This window comes from Cryobacterium lactosi (genome assembly GCF_004403945.1).
GTDB lineage: Bacteria > Actinomycetota > Actinomycetes > Actinomycetales > Microbacteriaceae > Cryobacterium > Cryobacterium lactosi.
This window is the reverse complement of record NZ_SOHM01000041.1, coordinates 22,831-41,583: the sequence shown is the minus strand read 5'-3', so window position 1 is coordinate 41,583 and position 18,753 is coordinate 22,831. Positions and strand designations below refer to the sequence as shown.

17 protein-coding genes and 1 tRNA gene are annotated in these 18,753 nt (G+C 68.3%); 10 read left to right on the top strand and 8 right to left on the bottom strand.

From position 1 onward, the window contains the following. Complete coding sequence (locus tag E3T61_RS19380; protein WP_134642487.1) at positions 1-594, bottom strand: FHA domain-containing protein FhaB/FipA; 594 nt, start codon at positions 592-594, stop codon at positions 1-3. Continuing rightward, on the bottom strand, positions 591-1,337 hold the full coding sequence (locus tag E3T61_RS19375) for an FhaA domain-containing protein (protein WP_134642486.1): 747 nt from the start codon (positions 1,335-1,337) through the stop codon (positions 591-593). The genes E3T61_RS19380 and E3T61_RS19375 overlap by 4 nt, the downstream gene beginning before the upstream one ends. A 217-nt stretch (positions 1,338-1,554) precedes the next feature. Here E3T61_RS19375 and E3T61_RS19370 point away from each other — a divergent pair. Beyond that, positions 1,555-1,638, top strand: a tRNA-Leu gene (locus E3T61_RS19370). 270 nt (positions 1,639-1,908) lie between these two features. Next, on the top strand, positions 1,909-2,844 hold the full coding sequence (locus E3T61_RS19365; protein ID WP_134642485.1) for an aldo/keto reductase: 936 nt from the start codon (positions 1,909-1,911) through the stop codon (positions 2,842-2,844). Between the two features lie 30 nt (positions 2,845-2,874). On the opposite strand, the gene E3T61_RS19360 is transcribed toward E3T61_RS19365, so the two are convergent. Continuing rightward, positions 2,875-4,251 (bottom strand): hypothetical protein, encoded by a 1,377-nt coding sequence (locus E3T61_RS19360; RefSeq protein ID WP_134642484.1) that lies wholly within the window; start codon positions 4,249-4,251, stop codon positions 2,875-2,877. 146 nt (positions 4,252-4,397) lie between these two features. Here E3T61_RS19360 and E3T61_RS19355 point away from each other — a divergent pair, with 146 nt between their 5' ends. Together E3T61_RS19355 and mtnN are read left to right on the top strand one after the other, a co-directional pair. Next, entirely contained in the window at positions 4,398-4,850 is a 453-nt protein-coding gene (locus tag E3T61_RS19355) for an S-ribosylhomocysteine lyase (protein WP_134642536.1), read from the top strand. Beyond that, on the top strand, positions 4,847-5,611 hold the full coding sequence (gene mtnN, locus E3T61_RS19350) for a 5'-methylthioadenosine/S-adenosylhomocysteine nucleosidase (protein ID WP_134642483.1): 765 nt from the start codon (positions 4,847-4,849) through the stop codon (positions 5,609-5,611). Before E3T61_RS19355 ends, mtnN begins: the two co-directional genes overlap by 4 nt. Positions 5,612-5,623: 12 nt before the next feature. On the opposite strand, the gene E3T61_RS19345 is transcribed toward mtnN, so the two are convergent. After that, entirely contained in the window at positions 5,624-6,787 is a 1,164-nt protein-coding gene (locus E3T61_RS19345) for an alcohol dehydrogenase catalytic domain-containing protein (protein ID WP_134642482.1), read from the bottom strand. A gap of 109 nt (positions 6,788-6,896) precedes the next feature. Between E3T61_RS19345 and E3T61_RS19340 the strand changes: the two genes are divergently transcribed. Then, complete coding sequence (locus E3T61_RS19340) at positions 6,897-7,331, top strand: DUF2269 family protein (RefSeq protein WP_134642481.1); 435 nt, start codon at positions 6,897-6,899, stop codon at positions 7,329-7,331. A gap of 8 nt (positions 7,332-7,339) precedes the next feature. Here E3T61_RS19340 and E3T61_RS19335 read toward each other — a convergent pair whose 3' ends face one another. The 3 genes from E3T61_RS19335 to E3T61_RS19325 all read right to left on the bottom strand — a co-directional run bounded on the left by E3T61_RS19335 (position 7,340) and on the right by E3T61_RS19325 (position 11,251). Next, a complete protein-coding gene (locus E3T61_RS19335; protein WP_166793318.1) occupies positions 7,340-7,894 on the bottom strand; it encodes a DUF5655 domain-containing protein in 555 nt (184 codons plus the stop codon). 112 nt (positions 7,895-8,006) lie between these two features. Then, entirely contained in the window at positions 8,007-10,523 is a 2,517-nt protein-coding gene (locus E3T61_RS19330; protein ID WP_134642479.1) for a glycoside hydrolase family 65 protein, read from the bottom strand. Next, entirely contained in the window at positions 10,520-11,251 is a 732-nt protein-coding gene (locus E3T61_RS19325; protein WP_134642478.1) for an HAD family hydrolase, read from the bottom strand. The genes E3T61_RS19330 and E3T61_RS19325 overlap by 4 nt, the downstream gene beginning before the upstream one ends. A gap of 405 nt (positions 11,252-11,656) precedes the next feature. Between E3T61_RS19325 and E3T61_RS19320 the strand changes: the two genes are divergently transcribed. Then, positions 11,657-11,947, top strand: a complete 291-nt coding sequence (locus E3T61_RS19320) for an FmdB family zinc ribbon protein (protein ID WP_134642477.1) — start codon at positions 11,657-11,659, stop codon at positions 11,945-11,947. A 38-nt stretch (positions 11,948-11,985) separates the two neighbouring features. Beyond that, complete coding sequence (gene fmdA / locus E3T61_RS19315) at positions 11,986-13,242, top strand: formamidase (RefSeq protein ID WP_134642476.1); 1,257 nt, start codon at positions 11,986-11,988, stop codon at positions 13,240-13,242. Positions 13,243-13,306: 64 nt separating this feature from the next. Here the strand turns inward: fmdA and E3T61_RS19310 are convergent, their stop codons facing one another. After that, positions 13,307-14,857: an MDR family MFS transporter gene (locus E3T61_RS19310; protein ID WP_134642475.1), complete on the bottom strand. Its 1,551-nt coding sequence runs from the start codon at positions 14,855-14,857 to the stop codon at positions 13,307-13,309. A 173-nt stretch (positions 14,858-15,030) separates the two neighbouring features. Between E3T61_RS19310 and E3T61_RS19305 the strand changes: the two genes are divergently transcribed. From E3T61_RS19305 to E3T61_RS19295, 3 genes are all read left to right on the top strand, one after another. Then, positions 15,031-15,549 (top strand): DinB family protein, encoded by a 519-nt coding sequence (locus tag E3T61_RS19305; RefSeq protein WP_134642474.1) that lies wholly within the window; start codon positions 15,031-15,033, stop codon positions 15,547-15,549. Positions 15,550-15,690: 141 nt separating this feature from the next. Then, on the top strand, positions 15,691-16,608 hold the full coding sequence (locus tag E3T61_RS19300; RefSeq protein WP_134642473.1) for a PRD domain-containing protein: 918 nt from the start codon (positions 15,691-15,693) through the stop codon (positions 16,606-16,608). Positions 16,609-16,802: 194 nt separating this feature from the next. Then, positions 16,803-18,656, top strand: coding sequence for a beta-glucoside-specific PTS transporter subunit IIABC (locus tag E3T61_RS19295; RefSeq protein WP_134642472.1), 1,854 nt, complete (start codon positions 16,803-16,805; stop codon positions 18,654-18,656). The last annotated feature ends 97 nt before the right edge of the window (positions 18,657-18,753 follow it).

Genomic DNA, 18,753 nt, shown 5'->3' with positions numbered 1-18,753 from the left:
TTACCGCCGAAGCTCGAAGCTGGTCGCGCCGATTTTCACGGTGGTGTTCAACGGCACCGACGTCGGCACGGCAACACGTTTGCCGTCGAGGAAGGTGCCATTGGTGGAATCGAGGTCCTGAACCATCCAGTCGTCGTGCCAGAGCATCAGACGCGCATGGTGCGTGGAGGTGTAGTCGTCGCGGATGACCAGGCTGGAATCGCTCGAGCGGCCGATGGTGACGGGTTCGGAGCCGAGCGGGAACTCGGTGCCGGCCTTGGGCCCTGAGGTGATGACCAGGCGGGTGGCGGTCTGGGTGGTGGCCTTCTCCGGGCCGGCTGGCGGCAACGGTGCGGCCTTCTGGCGGGAGAACTGCTCGGTGGGAGCCGAGGCCGCGGCTGCCGGCGCCTGGGCGAACGCTCCGGCGGGTACCGGGGCGGGCGGCGGGGTGGCGAACGGGACTGGGGCCGCTGCTGGGGCATCCGTGGACATCTTGCGTACCCGTTGGCCGAACAGGTCGCTGCGCAGGGCGTAGACGATGCCGAAGATGAACAGCCACAGCACCAGCAGGAAGGCCAGACGCAGGACGAGCAGGGTCAGTTCACTGGGATTCATGTGTTCGGCCCCCAGAACCCGCCCATGTCGTGCCGTTGGGTGGATTCGTCGACCCGGCGCGCCTCGGAGCGTTCGGTACCGGCCTGGGCGACGACCCTGAAGACGATGCTGGTGCGCCCGATGGTGATGACCGAGTCGGGCTCGAGGATGGCCTGCTTGACGGGGGAGCCGTTCAGCTGCGAGCCATTGGTCGAGCCGAGGTCGCGCACCTGGGCGCGGGCTCCGTCCCAGATGATCTCGACGTGCCGGCGGGAGGTGCCCGTGTCGTCGATGGTGATGTCGGCGTCCGAGCCGCGGCCGATGACCGTGCGGGACTTGACGAGTTGGTGGCGATGACCGTTGATGTCCACGACCGGGGTCCAGGCGACGGAGCCGTTCACCGAACTGGAGTCGATCTGCACCATGCCCTCGCTGAGACCGGGGTCGTTGGCGAGGGTGATCGAGACGACGCCGGTGAACTGGTACCCCTGCGAGGAGGCGTGCTGCTGCACGAGCTGGCCGAGTTCATCGATGAGGGCAGGGCCCAGATCGGACATGCGCCGGAAGTCGGGCTGGGCGAGTCGCACGGTGAAGCGATTGGGCGCGAGGATGCGGTCGCGCGACACGACCGCGGCTTTGGTGTCGAGCTCACGACGCAGCGCTGAGGTGATTTCCACCGGCTGCACGCCCGACTTGAAGGTCTTGGCGAAAGCACCGTTTACGGCGCGCTCAAGACCTTTCTCAAAGTTGTCCAGTATGCCCACAGGTCTCCCGATCCGGTCCGTTTGGCTATGAGCATGTTACTTGCCTCACGTGTTAACTCGCCCAATGGGCGGGTCAGGGCACGGGAAGTCATCCTACGGGTGTACTAGGGCCGGACCACTAATCGGGGTAGTGTTACGGCCCCCTCCGGCAGCGGGACCGACCCGCAAACGCTCGAATGGCGTTTCAGCCCTGCGGAATGCTAGGATTTCAAAGTTCGCGCGAGTGGCGGAATTGGCAGACGCGCTGGCTTCAGGTGCCAGTGTTCGAAAGGACGTGGGGGTTCAAGTCCCCCCTCGCGCACAGTTGGTAAGTGCACGATGGATGAATAATCTGCGCGAACAGGAAAGGCCCCCGGTAACCCGGGGGCCTTTCGTCATGTGCGGGGCTGTCGGGGCGCACTGGACCCCCGAGAGGTCGATCGAGGGATTGACCGCTCTCGCTTCTAAATAGCATCGATATGTGTTGTTTTACTTCTACGGTGTCCGTCCGTACGGTGGGAAACACGCCATGGCGGCGCGAGATGCTCGATCGTGCAGCACCGCCGCCGGCGGATCACCCGAGAGGACCACTGTGAAGCGTTTCACCATGCCCGGTACCGAGATCGTCGCGCCGAACGTTGTGCTCGGCCTGATGCGGATCCAGGAGAAGACCGACGACGAGGTGCGCGAACTGGTGCGCACCGCCCGTGACTCCGGTATCGACTTCCTCGACCACGCCGACGTCTACGGCAGCGAGCTGCACGGCTGTGAGCGCCGGTTCGCCGAGGCGATGCAGCTGACGCCGTCCCAGCGCGACGAGCTGACCATCCAGACCAAGACCGGGATCGTGGGGGAGGGGCCGTACTTCGACTTCTCCTATGAGCACATCATCGAATCGGTGGACGGCTCCCTGGCCGCGCTGGGCACGGACCACATCGACATCCTGCTGCTACACCGCCCGGATGCGCTCGTTGAGCCCGAAGAGGTCGCGCGGGCCTTCGACGAGCTCGAGGCCGCCGGCAAGGTGCGCGCCTTCGGTGTCTCCAACCACACCCCGCGCCAGATCGACCTGCTCAAGAAGTACGTGCGCCAGCCGCTGGTGGCCAACCAGCTGCAGCTGTCGATCACGCACGCGCCGATCGTGGCGCAGGGCGTGGCCGCGAACATGGCCGGCGAGCAGCAGTCCCTCACCCTCGACGGCGGCGGGATCCTGGACTACTGCCGGCTGAACGACATCACCGTGCAGGCCTGGTCGCCGTTCCAGGCCGGCTTCTTCACCGGGGTCTTCCTGGGCTCCCCGGAGTACCCCGAGCTGAACGCGGTCATCGACCGCCTCGCGGCGGCCTACGACGTGCCCGCGATCGCCATCGCCACGGCGTGGATCACCCGGCACCCCGCCCAGATGCAGGTCGTGCTCGGCACCACCAGTCCCGAGCGGGTCGCCGGGGCCGCGTTGGGCTCGGAGATCCCGCTCACCCGCGCCGAGTGGTACGAACTGTTCCGCGCCGCGGGCTACCGAGTGCCCTGAGCCTGCGGAACCGTCCCCTGTGTCCGGAGATCACCCGGAAAGCACGCATCGAGTGGCGACGCTGATCGAGATGCCCTCTGTTCCGCCCCGGATCGAGAGGGTGTCGAGGCTCTTATCGGCCGCTGAGTAGAAATCCGTTCCCATGGCGCGGTCGGACTTCCGGATTCCCTGGCGCTCCCAGCCGGTGGTGATGGCGTCGAAGGCCTCGTCGGCGCTGTCCGCGATCTCGAAGATGGGAATGACGACCGAGCCCTGCACCTGCTGGTCGGCGCCGGTGGCGCAGGGCCCGATCGTGACCGTCGCGGGCCCGCGGATGCCCGCGGCGTCGCCGGCGGCATCCAGCAGGGCGGTCACCACGGCGCGGTCGCGCTGAAGCTGGTCGGCCGCGGCGACCGGGTCGAAGTCGTCGGCGGCGGCGGGGTTCGGGGTGCTGAAGAAGCGGTCGTCGGGCTCCGCGGACCCGGGCGGCAGGCCCAGGTAGCCGGTTTCTCTGCGCGCGGAGTCGCTGCGGGTGGAGACCGTGAAGGAGGCGCGCGGCACGCCGGCGACCGTGGTCTGCGAGACATCGAGGGCGGTGAGCATCCCGGCGACGGTGTCGACGTCGCCGGCGGTGGCCACCTCCACCCAGAGGTCCGGCCGTTGCGCGGCCAGGTCCCGCCTGATGTCGACGCCGGTGAACAGCACCGACTCGACGGCTTTGTCAGCGCTGAGCTCGCCGAGGAACCGCACGAAATCAACGGTCGGCGACGACGCATCGATGGTGAGCCAGGCCGCCCCGCCCTCGTTCCCATCCGCCTCGGCGCGCAGGGTGATGGCCGACAGGGCGTTGAGGCCGAAGTCGGGCAGGGCCCGCACCGAGGCCGTGAGGTCGGCCCAGCGGTCGGTGTCGGCGGTGATGGTGGCCGGGTCGCCGTGGTCGAACACGGCGACCGACCGGGCTCCCGCCAACTCGCGCAGGGCGAGCACAGCGTCGGCCATCTCGTCGGGTTCGGTGATGATATTGGTGGCGTCGGGGAGAGGCGTGAAGTTGAGCTGCGCATCGGCGGCGCCGTCCTCGCCCGGGATCCGCAGCAGAGCCGTCGTGGACACGATGCCGATGGTGGCGTTCCGCCCGACCGATTCGGCCAGGGCGCGCACATCCACACCGGATTCGTCGGCGTCGACGGTGATGGTGGCCGTCCACGCGCCCGGATTCGACAACGGCCCGCCGTCCTTGAGGTCGCGGGGTCGGATCTCAGAGGTCGCGCCGGCCACGCCGGCGCTTTGACGGATCGCCTGCGTCGCCCTATCGATCGCGGCCGTGACCTCGGCCGGCGGGTGTGTCAGCAGGCTGCACCCGGACAGGGCCGCGGCGAGGGTGAGCAGCACCGCGCCCGCGACCGCCCGGTGGCGCCTGGGCGTCAGCATCGGCTCGAGTGGGTGTGCATGGCTTCCCCCGAATCCCCCCGGCTACTCGCCAAGGGTGCCAGTATGACGCATCCTGTTACTGTCGATTGGTCGCCCGGAACCGGGCCGGCACCATCCTGCAGGGAGCTCACGTGAACCAGCCACGCATGAACGTCGAGTCGTTCAACCTCGACCACCGCACCGTCGTCGCACCCTACGTGCGCCTGGCCGACACCAAGGTTCTGCCGTTGGGCGACGTCATCGTCAAGTACGACGTGCGGTTCACCCAGCCCAATGTGGCGCATCTGGAGATGCCGGCCGTGCACTCGATCGAGCACCTGTTCGCCGAGCACTCCCGCAACCACTCGGCCCGGGTCGTCGACTTCTCGCCGATGGGCTGCCAGACCGGCTTCTACCTGATTCTGCAGGGCCAGCCTGAATTCGCCGAGGTTCTCGAGTTGATCGAGGCCACCATGACCGACATCCTCGGCGCCACCGAGGTGCCCGCGGCCAACGAGGTGCAGTGCGGCTGGGGCGCGAACCACTCGCTCAGCGCCGCCCAGGAGGCCGTGACGGTGTTCCTGGCCGGCCGCGCGGGCTGGGAGAACGTCACCGCATGAGCCCCGTCGACACCAGGGCAGCCGGCACCGGCGGCCCCGGCCCGACCAGCCCCGCCGCGATCATCCTGGTCGCGATGGCGGAGGAGGCCGCGCCGTTCCTGGCCGCGGCCGGCGTCTCGGCAGCGCCGGTCACCGTGGGCAAGGCCCTGCAGTACCGGCTCACCCTGGCGGGGCGCGAGGTGCTGCTCGTGCAGGGCGGCATCGGCCTGGTCAACGCGGCCGGGGCGACAACATCCGCGATTCTCACCGCCCGGGCGACGGACCCCGGGGCCGCGCCGCTGGTGATCAGCGCCGGGTCGGCCGGCGGTGTGGGCGTCGACGTGCGGGTCGGCGAGGTCGTGATCGGCAGCGAGTGCCTGAACAGCGACGCGGATGCGCAAGCGTTCGGCTACGCGCTCGGCCAGGTGCCCGGCATGCCGGCCCGGTACGCCGGTGCGGCCGCGGCCCTGGACGCCGCCGAAACGCCGACCCGGATGCCCGACGGGTCGCCCCTGGCCGTGCAGCGCGGCCTGATGGTCTCCAACGACAAGTTCGTCGGCGCCGAGCTGGCCGAGAGCCTCCGCGAGCTGTTCCCCGGAGTGCTCTGCACCGACATGGAATCCGTGGGCATCGCGCAGACCTGCTTCGTGTACGGGGTGCCGTTCGTCGCCATCCGCGGCATCTCGGATCTGTGCGGACCGGTGGGTGATCACCTCACCCACGTGGACGACGCGGCAGAGCGCTCGGCCGTGGTGGTGCTGGAGACCCTGCGGCACCTCTAGCGGCGGCCCGGCTCAGTCGAACAGGATGATCTGGCGCACGGCGTTGCCGTCGGCGAGAGTGTCCATGCCCTCGTTGATGTCCTCGAGCCGGATGCGGCTGGAGATCAGGCTCTCCACGGGCAGCCTGCCCGCCCGCCAGAGCTCCGCGTAGAACGGGATGTCCCTGGCAGGCACGGCGGAGCCCAGATAGCTGCCGATGATCGTGCGTGCCTCGGCGGTGATCGTGAGCGGGGACACCGACGCGAGCTGATCGGGTGCGGGCAGCCCCACCGTGACCGTGGTCCCGCCTGCCGCGGTGATGCGCACAGCGGTCTCGAAGGCGCGAGGATGCCCGGCCGCCTCGATGACCACGTTCGCCCGGATGCCCTGCTCGAGCGCCTCCGCCGGGGTGTACACCGCGCCGGCGCCGAGTCTGCGGGCCTGGTCGAGCTTCGCGGGCACTGAATCGATGCCGATGACCCCGGCGACGTCGAGGGAGAGCGCGGTGATCAGCGCGGCCATGCCGACACCACCGAGACCGACGATCGCGACGGTGTCACCGGGGCGTGGCCGGCCGGCGTTGATGACGGCGCCGCCGCCCGTGAGCACCGCGCAGCCGAGCACGGCGGCGATGTCCGGCGGCACGTCGTCGCCGACCGGCACCACCGAGAACCGGTTGACGACGGCATGGTCGGCGAACGCCGAGACGCCGAGGTGGTGGTTCACCCGGCTGCCGTCATGCTCGAGCCGCCCGGTGCCGCCGAGCAGGGTGCCCGCGTTGTTCGCCGCGCTGCCGGGGACGCAGGGCAGCTTGCCGTCGGTGTGGCAGCCGGCGCAGTCACCGCAGCGGGGCAGGAACGCCATCACGACGCGTTGGCCCACCCGGAGGTCGTCGACCCCGGCGCCCAGCTCCACGACCCGGCCGGCCGCCTCGTGGCCGAGCAACATCGGTGTGGGACGCACCCGGCTGCCGTTGACCACCGAGAGATCCGAGTGGCAGAGGCCGGCGGCCTCGATCTTGACGAGGATCTCGCCTGAACCCGGGTGTTCGAGCTGCAGGTCGAGGATCTCCAGGGGCCGCGACTCCCGGTAGGGCCTGGCGGATCCGGTGGTCCTCAGGACGGCCCCGCGGATGGAGAGCGGCGGTCGGGCCTGTTCGGCGGGCGGGACAGCTGCGACGACGGTGTCGGAATCCACGGTGATCTCCTCGGTGACGGGTACCCCCAGTATCCCCGAGCCCGCCCGGCGCGTCCGGTATCGACGCCGGCAGACTGCCCCGGCGGCGCATCCGTTCTAGGGTGTGCACATGGACACCACACTCGAGCTTCTGCACATCGTCGCCGCCGTCTTCATCGTGGGACCGATGGCCATCCTGCCGATGACCGGGCTCCGGGCCCTACGCGCCCGGGAGGCCGGACCGATCACGGTGCTGGCGAAATCGGTGAACGTCTTCACGCTGCTCTCCCTGCTGGTGGCGCTGTTCGGTTTCGGCGCGCTGGGGATGAGTGAGCGGGCGTCCTTCGCATCGACCTGGATCTGGCTGTCCATCGTGCTCTACGCGGTCGCGCTCGGGATCAACCTGTTTCTCGTCGTGCCGGCGCTCCGCGCCGCGGCCGACGAGGTGACGGCGAACCCGTCCGGCACGGCCCGGCTGGCCGGCTACCCGCGGATCGCCGCCGGGTCCGGCATCGTGACCCTGCTGCTGGTCGCCGTGACCGTGTTGATGGTGCTGAAGCCCTAGGGGTCAGGTCACGCGGTGTCGTATGCCCGGCCCAGCCAGGTGAGCACATCGGGGCTGAGGTCGGCAGGGTCGGCCAGGCGGAGCCGGTGGGTGACCATGCTGTTCCAACTGCCGGATGCTTCCAACGCCTCGGTGCCGTCGATGCCGGGCAGCTTGAGGCCCAGGTCGAGCCGGCCGGCGGTGACCTGCACGATGGCGAACTTCCCGGAGCCCTTGAGCAGGCTGATGTAGCTGTTCGTGGGCGCCAGGGTGACCGGACCGAGCTTGCGGGCGTGGGCGAGCAGCGTGTCGAAGGTGGGGCGCCAGTGCGCCTTCGCCCCGCTGAACTGGGCGTTCACCTTTTCGCCGGCGGGCAGACGCTGGCCGGGCACCTGCCCCAAGGCCGAGACGAGGGCCATGGCATGGCCGGTGCCCAGGCCGTAGTCCTCTTTCAACCAGGCCACGATGTCGGCGGTCTTGACGGTGGGCCCGAGGAGGCCTTTGGCGGCGGCCGCGGCACGGAAATCGTCCGGGCCGAGGCCGGTCTTGGCCTTGATGGTGTCCAAATACGCCTGAGAGGTCAAGGTGCTCCTCGTGCTGGGTGGCCTCGGCCACCAGGATCGGTGACCCCAACGTAACAGGGCCGCGCCTCCGCTCGCTAGGCGAGAGGAGGCGCGGCCCTGACGAACGCGAACGCTAGTCGAGCGTGGGCATCTGCTCGGTGATGTGCGCGATCGTGGGGATCGACGAGGTGATGACGGTGCCGTCGGCACGTCGGCTGCTCTCGATGAGCGCCGCCGTGGGAGCCCCGGGGTCGCGGGCGCCCTGGTGCGACAGCGGAATCGTTTCCGGCTGTCCGGCCGTCACGACGACCTGCAGGCCGCGAACGGTCAGGCGAGCCTCCGTGCCCTCCTCGATGCTGAGGTGCACGCTGGTCTGGGTGACCGCCACGCGCAGGCGGCTGCCCTTGAGCGTGACCCTGAAGATCAGCTCATCCCAATCCTCCGGCAGACGCGGGTCGAGCGTGATGCGTCCGCTGTGGTCGCGCAGGCCACCGAACCCCATGACCAGAGCGCTCCACACACCACCGGCGGATGCGACGTGCACACCGTCGGCCGCATTGTGGTGCAGGTCGGCGAGGTCGACGAACAGCCCGGAGGTGAAGTAGTTCAGCGCCAGCTCGTGGTAACCCACCTCGGCGGCGATGATCGACTGCACGACATCCGACAGCGTCGAGTCGCCCGTGGTCAGCGGGTCGTAGTAGTCGAAGTCGGCCCGTTTCTCTTCCGGAGTGAACTGGTCGCCCTGCAACAGGAGGGCCAGCACCACGTCGGCCTGCTTGAGCACCTGGAAGCGGTAGATCACCAGCGGGTGGTAGTGCAGCAGCAGTGGCCGGTTCTCCGGCGGCGTCGCCGCGAGGTCCCACCGTTCCTTCTCGAGGAACTGCGCGTCCTGCGGGTGGATGCCGAGGTTGCGGTCGAAGGGGATGTGCATCGCCTCGGCGGCGAAGGACCACTCCATCACCTCGGCCTCGTCGAGCTTGAGGCGGGCGGCCATCGAGTCGAACGAGGCCCGGTCCGTCGACAGCAGCCGGCGCACGCTCTTCACCGCGGCGCGCAGATTGGAGCGCGCCATGATGTTCGTGTACAGGTTGTCGTTGACGACGGTGGTGTACTCGTCGGGCCCGGTGACGCCGTGGATGTGGAAGACGTCGTTGCCGTTGCCGCGCCAGAAGCCCAGGTCGGCCCACATCCGTGCGGTTTCCACCAGGATGTCGATGGCTTCACGGGCGAGGAAGTCCTCGTCGCCGGTGGCCGCGACGTACTGGCTGAGCGCATAAGAGATGTCGGCGTCGATGTGGTACTGCGCCGTGCCGGCCGCGTAATAGGCACTGGATTCGAGGCCGTTGATGGTGCGCCACGGGAACAGGGCGCCGAGCTGGTTGAGCTCGGTGGCGCGGGCGCGGGCGTGGTCGAGCAGGCCGTGCCGGAACCGCAGGGCGTTACGCGCCGCGTTCGGCGACGTGTACGTGAGGAACGGCAGCACGTAGACCTCGGTGTCCCAGAAGTAGTGCCCGCCGTATCCGGAGCCGGACACCCCCTTGGCCGAGACACCCTGGCCGTCGGCGCGCATGGACGCCTGGGCGAGCTGGAAGAAGTTCCACCTGGTGGCCTGCTGCAGGGCGGGCTGGCCGGGCAGCTCGACATCCGTGCGGGCCCAGAACGCGTCAAGCCAGTCGCGCTGCTCCTGGATGAGGTCGGCGACGCCGGTCTCCTTGGCACGGTCCAGGGTGCGGTCGCACCGGTCGGCGAGCTCGTGCGTGGGCACGCCGGCGGAGGTGTGGTAGCTGATCAGCTTGGTGATGCGGATGGGGTTGCCCATCTTGGCCTTCACCTTGTACACGTGCTTGGCGAGGTCGTCGCCCAGCTGCGACGACTCGTCGAAGTCGTTGATCGTGTCGATCGAGTGGTCAGACGCCGTGGCGATGGTCATGCCCGAGTTGGTGCAGCGGAAGCCGAGGATGTAGCGGCCGTTGTTGGCGCGCTTGAACCGTGGCTGCAGCACCCGGTCGGTGAACGTCTCGGCGCGGCGGGGATCCCAGTCGTTCGCGGACCCGGACTTGGGCCGGTCGTACTCGCCGATGCCGTCCTGCCGGTTGAGGGTTTGGCTGGAGATGACGACGGAGGCGTCCGCGTCGAGCATGGTGACCTCGTACTCGAGCACGGCCAGGTGGCGTTCGGTGAACGAGACCATACGGCGCGAGCGGATGAGCACCTGCTTGCCCGACGGCGTGCGCCAGACCAGCGAGCGCGACAGGATGCCGTCGGCGAAGTCGAGCCGGCGCTCGTAGCTGAGCAGCTCGGCCAGGGTGAGCACCAACGGCTCGTCGTCGACGTAGATGCGGATGATCTTCGCATCCGGGGCGTTGACGATGGTCTGGCCGACGCGGGCGAAACCGAACGCCTCTTCGGCGTGCCGGATCGGCCAGGTCTCGTGGAACCCGTTGATGAAGGTACCGTGCACGTGGCCGTCGCGGCCCTCGTCGACGTTGCCGCGGAGGCCGAGGTAGCCGTTGCCGACGGCGAAGATGGTCTCGGTGCGGCCCATGTCGTCACCGGAGAACTCGGTTTCGACCAGGGCCCACTCGTCCAGCGGGAACCGGCTGCGGTCCAGCGGGTCGGCGAGGTTCTGGATGGCGGCGTCGAGGGTCATGCGTGAACTCCGCTCTCGGGGGACAGGACGGTGCTGCCGATCAACGGCAGCAGCTCATCGAGGTCGGCCACGACGGTGTCGGCGCCGGCCTCGAGCAGAATGTGGGATCCGACGCCGCGGTCGACGCCGAGCACCAGGCCGAAGTCGCCGGCCCGACCGGACTGGATGCCGGATTCGGCGTCTTCGACGACGATGCACTCGGCGGCGGTGAGGCCGAGCAGCCGGGCGGCGAAGGCGTAGGTGTCAGGCGCGGGCTTGCCGGCCAGTTTCTCGGCGCGGGCACGCACGCCGTCGACGACGATCTCGAACCTGTCGCGCAGGCCCGCCGCAGTGAGGACCATCTCGCCGTTGAGGGAGCTGGTGACCACGGCCACCTGCAGGCCGGCAGCGACGACGGCATCGAGGAACCGGAGCGAACCGGGGTACGGGCTGACGCCGTCCTCGGCGAGAGTTTCGTTGAACGCCTTGTTCTTGCGGTTGCCGAGACCGCAGACGGTCTCCAGTTCCGGAGCGTCCGACGGGTCACCGTCGGGCAGCGAGAGGCCGCGGGAAGCGAGCAGCGATCGCACGCCGTCGTAACGGGGCTTGCCGTCGATATAGCCGAAGTAATCGGCATCCGTATACGGTTTGACGCCGTGGGAGTCGAGGAACGGGGTGAACAGCCGCGACCAGGCGCTCATGTGCACCTCGGCGGTGGGGGTGAGCACGCCGTCGAGGTCGAAAAGCACGCCGCGCGCGCTGAGGACCCGGTCTCGGGTTTCAGCTGGCGAAAGGGGGGAGTGGGGGGAGGTCAATATGGTGCCCTGCTTGGTAGTTGCGTGAAGAGATGGCTAAAAACCGGGTAGTCGAGCTTGTCACTTGCCCCGGCGATCACGAAATTTTCCGGAGCCGCCGCCGGCTCGGGGCAGGGAGCCGTCGTGCGGTGCACATCGATCCTAGAACTTCGATCTGCCCGGCGTGGTGTCCGAGTGTTAACGTTCTGTTGCCAATTCGCCGCCGATCGGGCGCCGGGCCGGTGCCGGCCGTCGTTGACTTCGGCCGATGCCCCGAATATGTTCGCGAGAACGAGTCGAGGATGCGCGTCAGCGCCACGTGCGAACACCGGGAGATGCCTGCCATGCAGAGGAGTACCCGTGCCGATCTATGAATTCAGGTGCGAGATCTGCGCCCGATTCGAGCAGAACCACCCGATGGACCTGGTTCCCGACCTCGTCGACTGTCCAACCTGCCTGGCACCCGCTCGGCGGGTCATGAGCGCACCGCACCTGTCGGCGGCGGGGTCGGCCGCCTTCCGCCTGGTCGAGAAGACATCACGCAGCGCCGCGGAGCCGGAGGTCGTGCAGTCCACCCACCCTGGGCGACGGTCCGGCAGGGGAACGCCGGTCACCGCCAATCCGCTGCACAGGAAACTACCGCGCCCGTAGACCGTCTGCCGGCGCCTCGCGAAGAAGAGAGGTTCCACATGCCAGAGCAACTGTTCCCGTTGGACTCGAGCCGGAAGTTCGAAGACCAGGAGAAGGTGGGGCACAACCGGTGGCATCCGGAGATTCCACCGGTGGCGACGGTCAAACCCGGCAGTTCCTTCCGGGTGGACTGCCGGGAGTGGTTCGACGGCGCGATTCGCAACGACGACTCGGCCGACGACATCCTCAACGCCCCGCTGCTCACCGTGCACAAGCTCAGCGGACCGTTCGCGGTGGAAGGCGCCAAGCCCGGTGACCTCCTGATCGTGGACATCCTGGACGTGGGCCCCATTCCGCAGGAGGACACAGGGCCCCTGGCCGGTCAGGGCTGGGGTTACACCGGCATCTTCTCGCGCAACAACGGCGGCGGCTTCCTCACCGAACAGTTCCCGGACGCCTACAAGGCCATCTGGGATTTCACCGGTCAGACCGCCACGTCCCGCCACATTCCCGGGGTCTCGTTCGCCGGTCTGATCCACCCGGGCCTGATGGGAACGGCGCCGTCGGCCAAGCTGCTCGCCACCTGGAACAAGCGGGAGGGGGACCTCATCGCCACGGATCCGGGCCGGGTGCCGCCGCTCGCGCTGCCTCCGGAGGCCGAACACGCCGTGCTGGGCAGCCTGCCGGCGACGGAGTTCGCCCGCGTGGCCGGCGAAGCGGCCCGCACCGCCCCGCCCCGGGAGAACGGCGGCAACCAGGACATCAAGAACCTCTCGAAGGGCAGCAGGGTCTTCTATCCGGTCTTCGTCGACGGAGCCAACCTGTCGCTGGGTGACCTGCACTTCTCCCAGGGCGACGGCGAGATCACCTTCTGTGGCGCCATCGAGATGGGCGGGTTCATTGACCTCCGCGTCGACCTCATCCGCGGCGGCATGGAGACCTACGGTGTCGGCGAGAACGCGATCTTCCTGCCGGGCACCGTCGACCCGAGGTTCAGCCAGTGGCTGGCCTTCTCGGGCACCTCGGTCACCCTGGGCGGCGAGCAGCGTTACCTCGACTCGCACCTGTCGTACCAACGCGCCTGCCTGCACGCGATCGACTACCTGACCAAGTTCGGCTACAGCCCGGAGCAGGCCTATCTGCTGCTCGGCGCCGCACCGATCGAGGGCAGGCTGTCGGGTGTCGTGGACATCCCCAACTCCTGTTCGACCGTGTATATCCCGACGGCCATCTTCGATTTCGATGTGCGACCGTCCGCGGCCGGGCCGTTCCAGATTGAACGGGGGATCGGGGCGCCCCGGGCGGCCAACCGCTGACGCGCGAGCGGTTCGGTGCGCGGCGGGCGGCTCAGGCCGTTCGCCGCGCACAGTGAGTTCGCGCTCAGTGCGCCATTGCCGGTGCGTCGTGTGTGCCGGTGACCGACACGGCCGGCCGGCGGATGAAGAAGGCCAGTGGAATCGCGAAGAGCGAGATGATCGCGCCGTAGAGGAACGCGCTCTGGGTGCCCGCCGCGGTGGCGGCGACCTCGCCGGCGCCGTTGGCGATCTGCGTGGCCGCGGCCCCGGACATCACCGTGATGAACAGCGCCGTGCCCGCCGCGCCGGCCAGCTGCTGGGCGGTGCCGACAATAGCGCTGCCGTGCGAGTACAGCGTGGGCTTGAGGGAGCCGAGCGCCGACGTGAACAGCGGGGTGAACAGGAACGCCAGCCCGAAGCTCAAGGCCACGTGGGCCACAAGCACCCACCAGACCGGGGTCGTCGCGGTGAGCATGGTGAGGAACCAGAACGCACCACTGACGATGATCGACCCGGGAACGAGCAGGACGGTCGGGCCGAACCTGTCGAAGAAGCGGCCGACGAACGGGGAGAGCAGGCCCATCGTGAGGCCACCGGGCAGCAGCAGCAGGCCGGTGGTGAGCGCATCCAGGCCCAACACCGTCTGCATGTAGATGGGCAGCAGGATCAGCGTGCCGAACAGGGCCATCATGCTCACGGCGAGCATGATGATGGCGAAGGTGAAGGTGCGCGAGGTGAAGGTGCGCAGGTCCAGCAGGGCCCGGTCGGTGCGCTGCAGGGCGACCTGGCGCCAGACGAACAGGGCGATCGCCAGGGCGCCGATACCCAGCGGGACCAGGCCGGCCGCGGCGCTGCCTGTGGCGGATTCGCCGAGGTTGCTCAGGCCGTAGACCAGGCCGCCGAAACCGAACGCGGAGAGGATCACCGAGACGACGTCGAGGGGCACCTTGGAGGGCTGGGTGACGTTCTTGATGCGCGCGGCGCCGAGCGTGAGGGAGCCGAGGGCGATCGGCAGCACCAAGATGAACATCCAGCGCCAATCGAGCACGCTGAGGATCAGGCCGGAGATGGTGGGGCCGATCGCCGGGGCGACCGAGATCACGATGGAGATGTTGCCCATGGTCTTGCCTCGGGCGGCGGGCGCGACGAGGGTCATCACGGTGGTCATCAGCAGCGGCATCATGATGGCCGTGCCCATGGCCTGCACCACCCGGCCCACGATCAGAACCTCGAAGCCCGGCGCGATCGCGGCGATGAACGTGCCGGTGCTGAACAGGGTCATCGCGGCCAGGAAGACCGGGCGGGTGTTGAACCGCTGCAGCAGGAAACCGGTGATCGGGATCACGACGGCCATGGTGAGCATGAACGCGGTGGTCAGCCACTGGGCGGCGCCGGCGGTGATGTTCAGGTCCTTCATCAGGTGCGGCAGTGCCACACCCATGATGGTCTCGTTGAGGATCACAACGAACGCGGACACCAGCAGCAGCGAGATGACGAGCTTGGTGCCGGCGGCATCCGGGGCGTTGCCGGGAACGACCGGGGCGGGGCTGGGGGCGGCGCTGGTGGCGACGGTGGAGTCTGTCAACGGGGTCCTAACGAAACGGGCACGAGTGCGACCCCGGTACGAGGTACCCATGCTTCAACCAGAATGCGCCGGATATGTTCCCGAATCGGACATTTACGTCCGGCGCACCGGACGCACAGGTCCGCACGGGGAACAGTTGTGGCCGGCCTGGGTTGGCAGCAGATCGCCGAGGATTGGCAGTCGCCACCGCCCACCGCCCTCAGAGACCTCTTTACGCTGGGGGAATGCCGATCACCCCCGACACCAAAGACTGGACCTGGGTGCTCGAGCGCCCCTGCACCGAGTGCGGATTCTCCGCAGCCGACCTTGACTACGACGACGTTCCCGCCCTCGTGCGGGCGAACGCGGCCGCCTGGGCGCCGGTGCTGGCCCGACCGGATGCGGCGGTGCGGCCCGACGACGCGACCTGGTCGGCGCTGGAGTACGCGGCCCACGTGCGCGATGTGTTCCGCATCTTCAACACCCGGCTCGGCCTGATCCTCGGCGAGGACGACCCGCTGTTCGCGAACTGGGACCAGGACGCCACGGCCGTGGCCGAGCGCTACAACGAGCAGGACCCGCAGGCCGTGGCGGCCGAGCTGGCTGCGGCCGCGGCATCCGTCGCCGACGCGTTCGCCGCGGTGCCGCCCGCCGACCGGCAGCGCACGGGCCGGCGCAGCGACGGCGCAAGGTTTACCGTGACCACGCTGGCCCAGTACTTCATCCACGACCCTACCCACCACCTGCACGACGTCGCCGGCTGAAAGCGGCTGGCATAACTGGTGCCGAAGCGGACGGTTGCGCCCGGCACACCGCGACCTTTTGGCCGCACCGGAAGCAGTTGCGCGCGGCGCCGACGGGACCTAGGACATGGCCCCGGAAATCCCAAGCTGTAAACTTCCGCCATGACGACGGACCGCAGCGTGGCGCGCACCCCCGCAGCGCGCACGGCGGCGCCCACCCCCGCGGTGGTGGCGCACAAGGTGCTCAACAACAACGTCGTGATCTCCGTCGATTCGAGCGGTCAGGAGCGGGTCCTGATGGGGCGGGGGCTGGGCTTCCAGCTGCAGCCCACCGACAGCATCGACCCCGCCAAGGTGGAGAAGACCTTCATCCTGGAGCAGGGCAGCGGAGCCGACCACGCCAGGCAGCTGCTCGCCTCCGTGCCGTACCCGGTCATCGAGGCCGTCACCTCCGCGGTCGACGAGGCCGAACGGACCCTGGGTCGCAGCCTCGGCCGGCGCCTGCCGCTGGCCATCATCGACCACGTGCAATACGTACTGGAGCGGATGCAGAAGGGCATCCGCATCCCGGGCGCGGCGATGCCCGAACTGCGGGTGCTGCACCCGCAGGAATTCGATGCGGCGACGGCCATGGCCCGATCGGTCAGCGCCAGTCTGCAGACCGAACTGCCCGAGGAAGAAGCCGTATTCCTCACGATGCATATTCTGAACGCGACCCGGGATGAGCCCAACGGCACCGCGGCGCTGCTCTTCCGGCGGGTACAGCACGTGGTCACGACGGTCGAGCGGGGCCTGGGTGTGCAGCTGGATGCGGCCAGCCCCGACTACGCGCGGTTCATCCTGCACGTGCAGTTCCTCCTGCAACGGCTCGTGGCGCAGTCGATGTTGCGCGGCTCGGACACGTCGTTCTTCGAGTTCGCCAAACACAGCTACCCGCGGTCGTACGCCATCGCCGCCGACGTCAAGCTGTACGTCAGCGAAGCCACCGGCTCCGACCTGACCGATGAAGAACTGCTCTATGTGATCGTGCACGTCGAGCGTCTGGCCAACCAGGTCGTCGATCGTGAATCGCCCCGTTGATGTGATAGCGTGAGCGACGCAGGGCGAAGACGCCCTGTGGTAACTTTCCGGATTGTTACTGCGCAAGCAGGCAAAACCTGAACTCGAACCGCCATTGAGCGGCGACGGGTTCAGGTCTTTTTTTTGCCCAAAATCCGGATCGATGACCTGAGAAGGAGAAGCCGCGATGTCGCGGCGGAAGGTGAATCAGAACGATGGATTACTCCAAAACCGCTGCTGCGGTTCTCACAGCCGTGGGCGGCGAGGAAAACGTCTCCTCGCTCGTGCACTGCGCGACCCGGCTGCGTTTTGTCATCAAGGATGACGCCAAGGTCAACAAGGCCGCCGTCAAGGCCGCCCCCGGCGTCATCGCCACGGCCGAGGCCGGCGGCCAGTACCAGGTCGTCATCGGCAACGAGGTGCCAGAGGTCTTCGCCGAGATCGCCAAGATCTCCACGCTCGCTGGCCCGTCCGCCAACGAGAAGGCCGCCTCTGACGGACCCAAGGGCAACCTGCTCAACCGCTTTATCGCGATGATCTCGGCGATTTTCACCCCGCTGCTCTGGGCCCTGGCCGGAACCGGCCTGCTCAAGGCGTTCCTCGCCGCGGCGGTCACCTTCGGTTGGCTGGACAACACCACGACCACCTACGTGATCCTCAACGCGCTCTCCGACGCGTTCATCAACTTCCTGCCGCTCGCACTCGCGATCACCGCCGCGAAGTACTTCAAGGCCGATCAGTTCACCTCCCTCGCCATCGCGGGCGCGTTCGTCTACCCGTCAATCGTTGCGCTGAACGGCGTACCGGACATCACCTTCTTCGGCATTCCGGTCACCATGGTGAGCTACGTCTCGAGCGTCATCCCGATCATCGTCATCGTCTGGATGCAGAGCCACGCCGAGCGGGTTCTCTACGCCAAGCTGCCCTCCGCGATCCGCCGCTTCGTCACACCGATGCTTCTCGTTTTGATCCTCGTGCCGCTGACCTTCCTGGCCATCGGACCGCTCTCCAACCTGATCAGCAGCGGGCTCGCCGGCGGCATCGGCTGGATCTTCGACGTCGTGCCGTGGCTCGGTGGCGCCATCATGGGCGGCCTCTGGCAGGTCTTCGTGATCTTCGGCCTGCACTGGGGCTTCGTCCCGCTGATGACCGCAGAACTCCAGACCGGCGGCCTGATCTACCTCGTCGCCCCGCTGTTCGCCGCCGTACTGGCGCAGGCCGCCGCCGTCACCGGCGTCTGGGTACGCACCAAAGACAAGAACCTCAAATCCCTCGCCGCCCCAGCCGCGCTGTCCGGGTTTCTCGCCGGGGTCACCGAACCCGCCATCTACGGTGTCAACCTGCCGCTGAAGCGCCCGTTCGTGTACGGCGTCATCGGCGGTGTCATCGGTGGTGGCCTGATCTCGGCCGGCGGCATCGCCGCCAACGCCTTCGTGCTCCCCTCGGGCCTTGCCCTGCCCGCACTACTCAGCCAAGGCAACCTGGTCCTGCTGTTCCTCGGCCTGGCCGTCGCCGTCCTGGTTCCGTTCCTCCTCACGGTCATCGTCGGCTTCAAGGACCCGGTCGTCGAGACCGCCGCCCCTGTGGACGGCACCGACCTTGCTGTCCTCAGCCCGCTGGACGGCACCGCGGTCCCGCTCACCGAGGTGCCGGATGCCGTCTTCGCCGGCGGCGCCCTGGGCAAGGGAGTCGCGATCATTCCCCGCGTCGGCGCCCTGTACGCCCCGTTCGACGCCCTCGTCGTCGCCGCGTTCCCCACCGGGCACGCGATCGGCCTGCAGCACGCCGACGGCGCAGAAGCGCTGATCCACATCGGCATCGACACCGTCAAGCTCGGCGGCAAGCACTTCTCCCTCAAGGTCGAAAAGGGCCAGCAGGTCAAGGCCGGCGACCTCCTGGTGGAGTTCGACATCCCCGCGATCACCGCGGCCGGCTATGACATCACCACGCCGGTCATCATCACCAACCCGAAGAAGTACCCGACCATCGGTTCGCCCGCCTCGGGCCCGGTGGCCCACGGTGACGCCCTCTTCCTCGCCATCGCCGAAGAAGAACTGGCCCTCGCCTAACCAGCACACCCAGCACGTCCCGGTGGAGGAGCGGCCTGGCCGCTCCTCCACCCCATGCACTGCAGCACATCTGCATTGCGTAATAAAAGGAGTACAA

Excerpts from the sequence above, each read along its gene's own strand:
- E3T61_RS19380 (WP_134642487.1), bottom strand. The coding sequence starts at position 594 with ATGAATCCCAGTGAACTGACCCTGCTCGTCCTGCGTCTGGCCTTCCTG.
- E3T61_RS19360 (WP_134642484.1), bottom strand. The coding sequence starts at position 4,251 with ATGCTGACGCCCAGGCGCCACCGGGCGGTCGCGGGCGCGGTGCTGCTC.
- E3T61_RS19355 (WP_134642536.1), top strand. The coding sequence starts at position 4,398 with ATGAACGTCGAGTCGTTCAACCTCGACCACCGCACCGTCGTCGCACCC.
- mtnN (WP_134642483.1), top strand. The coding sequence starts at position 4,847 with ATGAGCCCCGTCGACACCAGGGCAGCCGGCACCGGCGGCCCCGGCCCG.
- E3T61_RS19340 (WP_134642481.1), top strand. The coding sequence starts at position 6,897 with ATGGACACCACACTCGAGCTTCTGCACATCGTCGCCGCCGTCTTCATC.
- E3T61_RS19330 (WP_134642479.1), bottom strand. The coding sequence starts at position 10,523 with ATGACCCTCGACGCCGCCATCCAGAACCTCGCCGACCCGCTGGACCGC.
- fmdA (WP_134642476.1), top strand. The coding sequence starts at position 11,986 with ATGCCAGAGCAACTGTTCCCGTTGGACTCGAGCCGGAAGTTCGAAGAC.
- E3T61_RS19310 (WP_134642475.1), bottom strand. The coding sequence starts at position 14,857 with ATGGGTACCTCGTACCGGGGTCGCACTCGTGCCCGTTTCGTTAGGACC.
- E3T61_RS19305 (WP_134642474.1), top strand. The coding sequence starts at position 15,031 with ATGCCGATCACCCCCGACACCAAAGACTGGACCTGGGTGCTCGAGCGC.
- E3T61_RS19300 (WP_134642473.1), top strand. The coding sequence starts at position 15,691 with ATGACGACGGACCGCAGCGTGGCGCGCACCCCCGCAGCGCGCACGGCG.
- E3T61_RS19295 (WP_134642472.1), top strand. The coding sequence starts at position 16,803 with ATGGATTACTCCAAAACCGCTGCTGCGGTTCTCACAGCCGTGGGCGGC.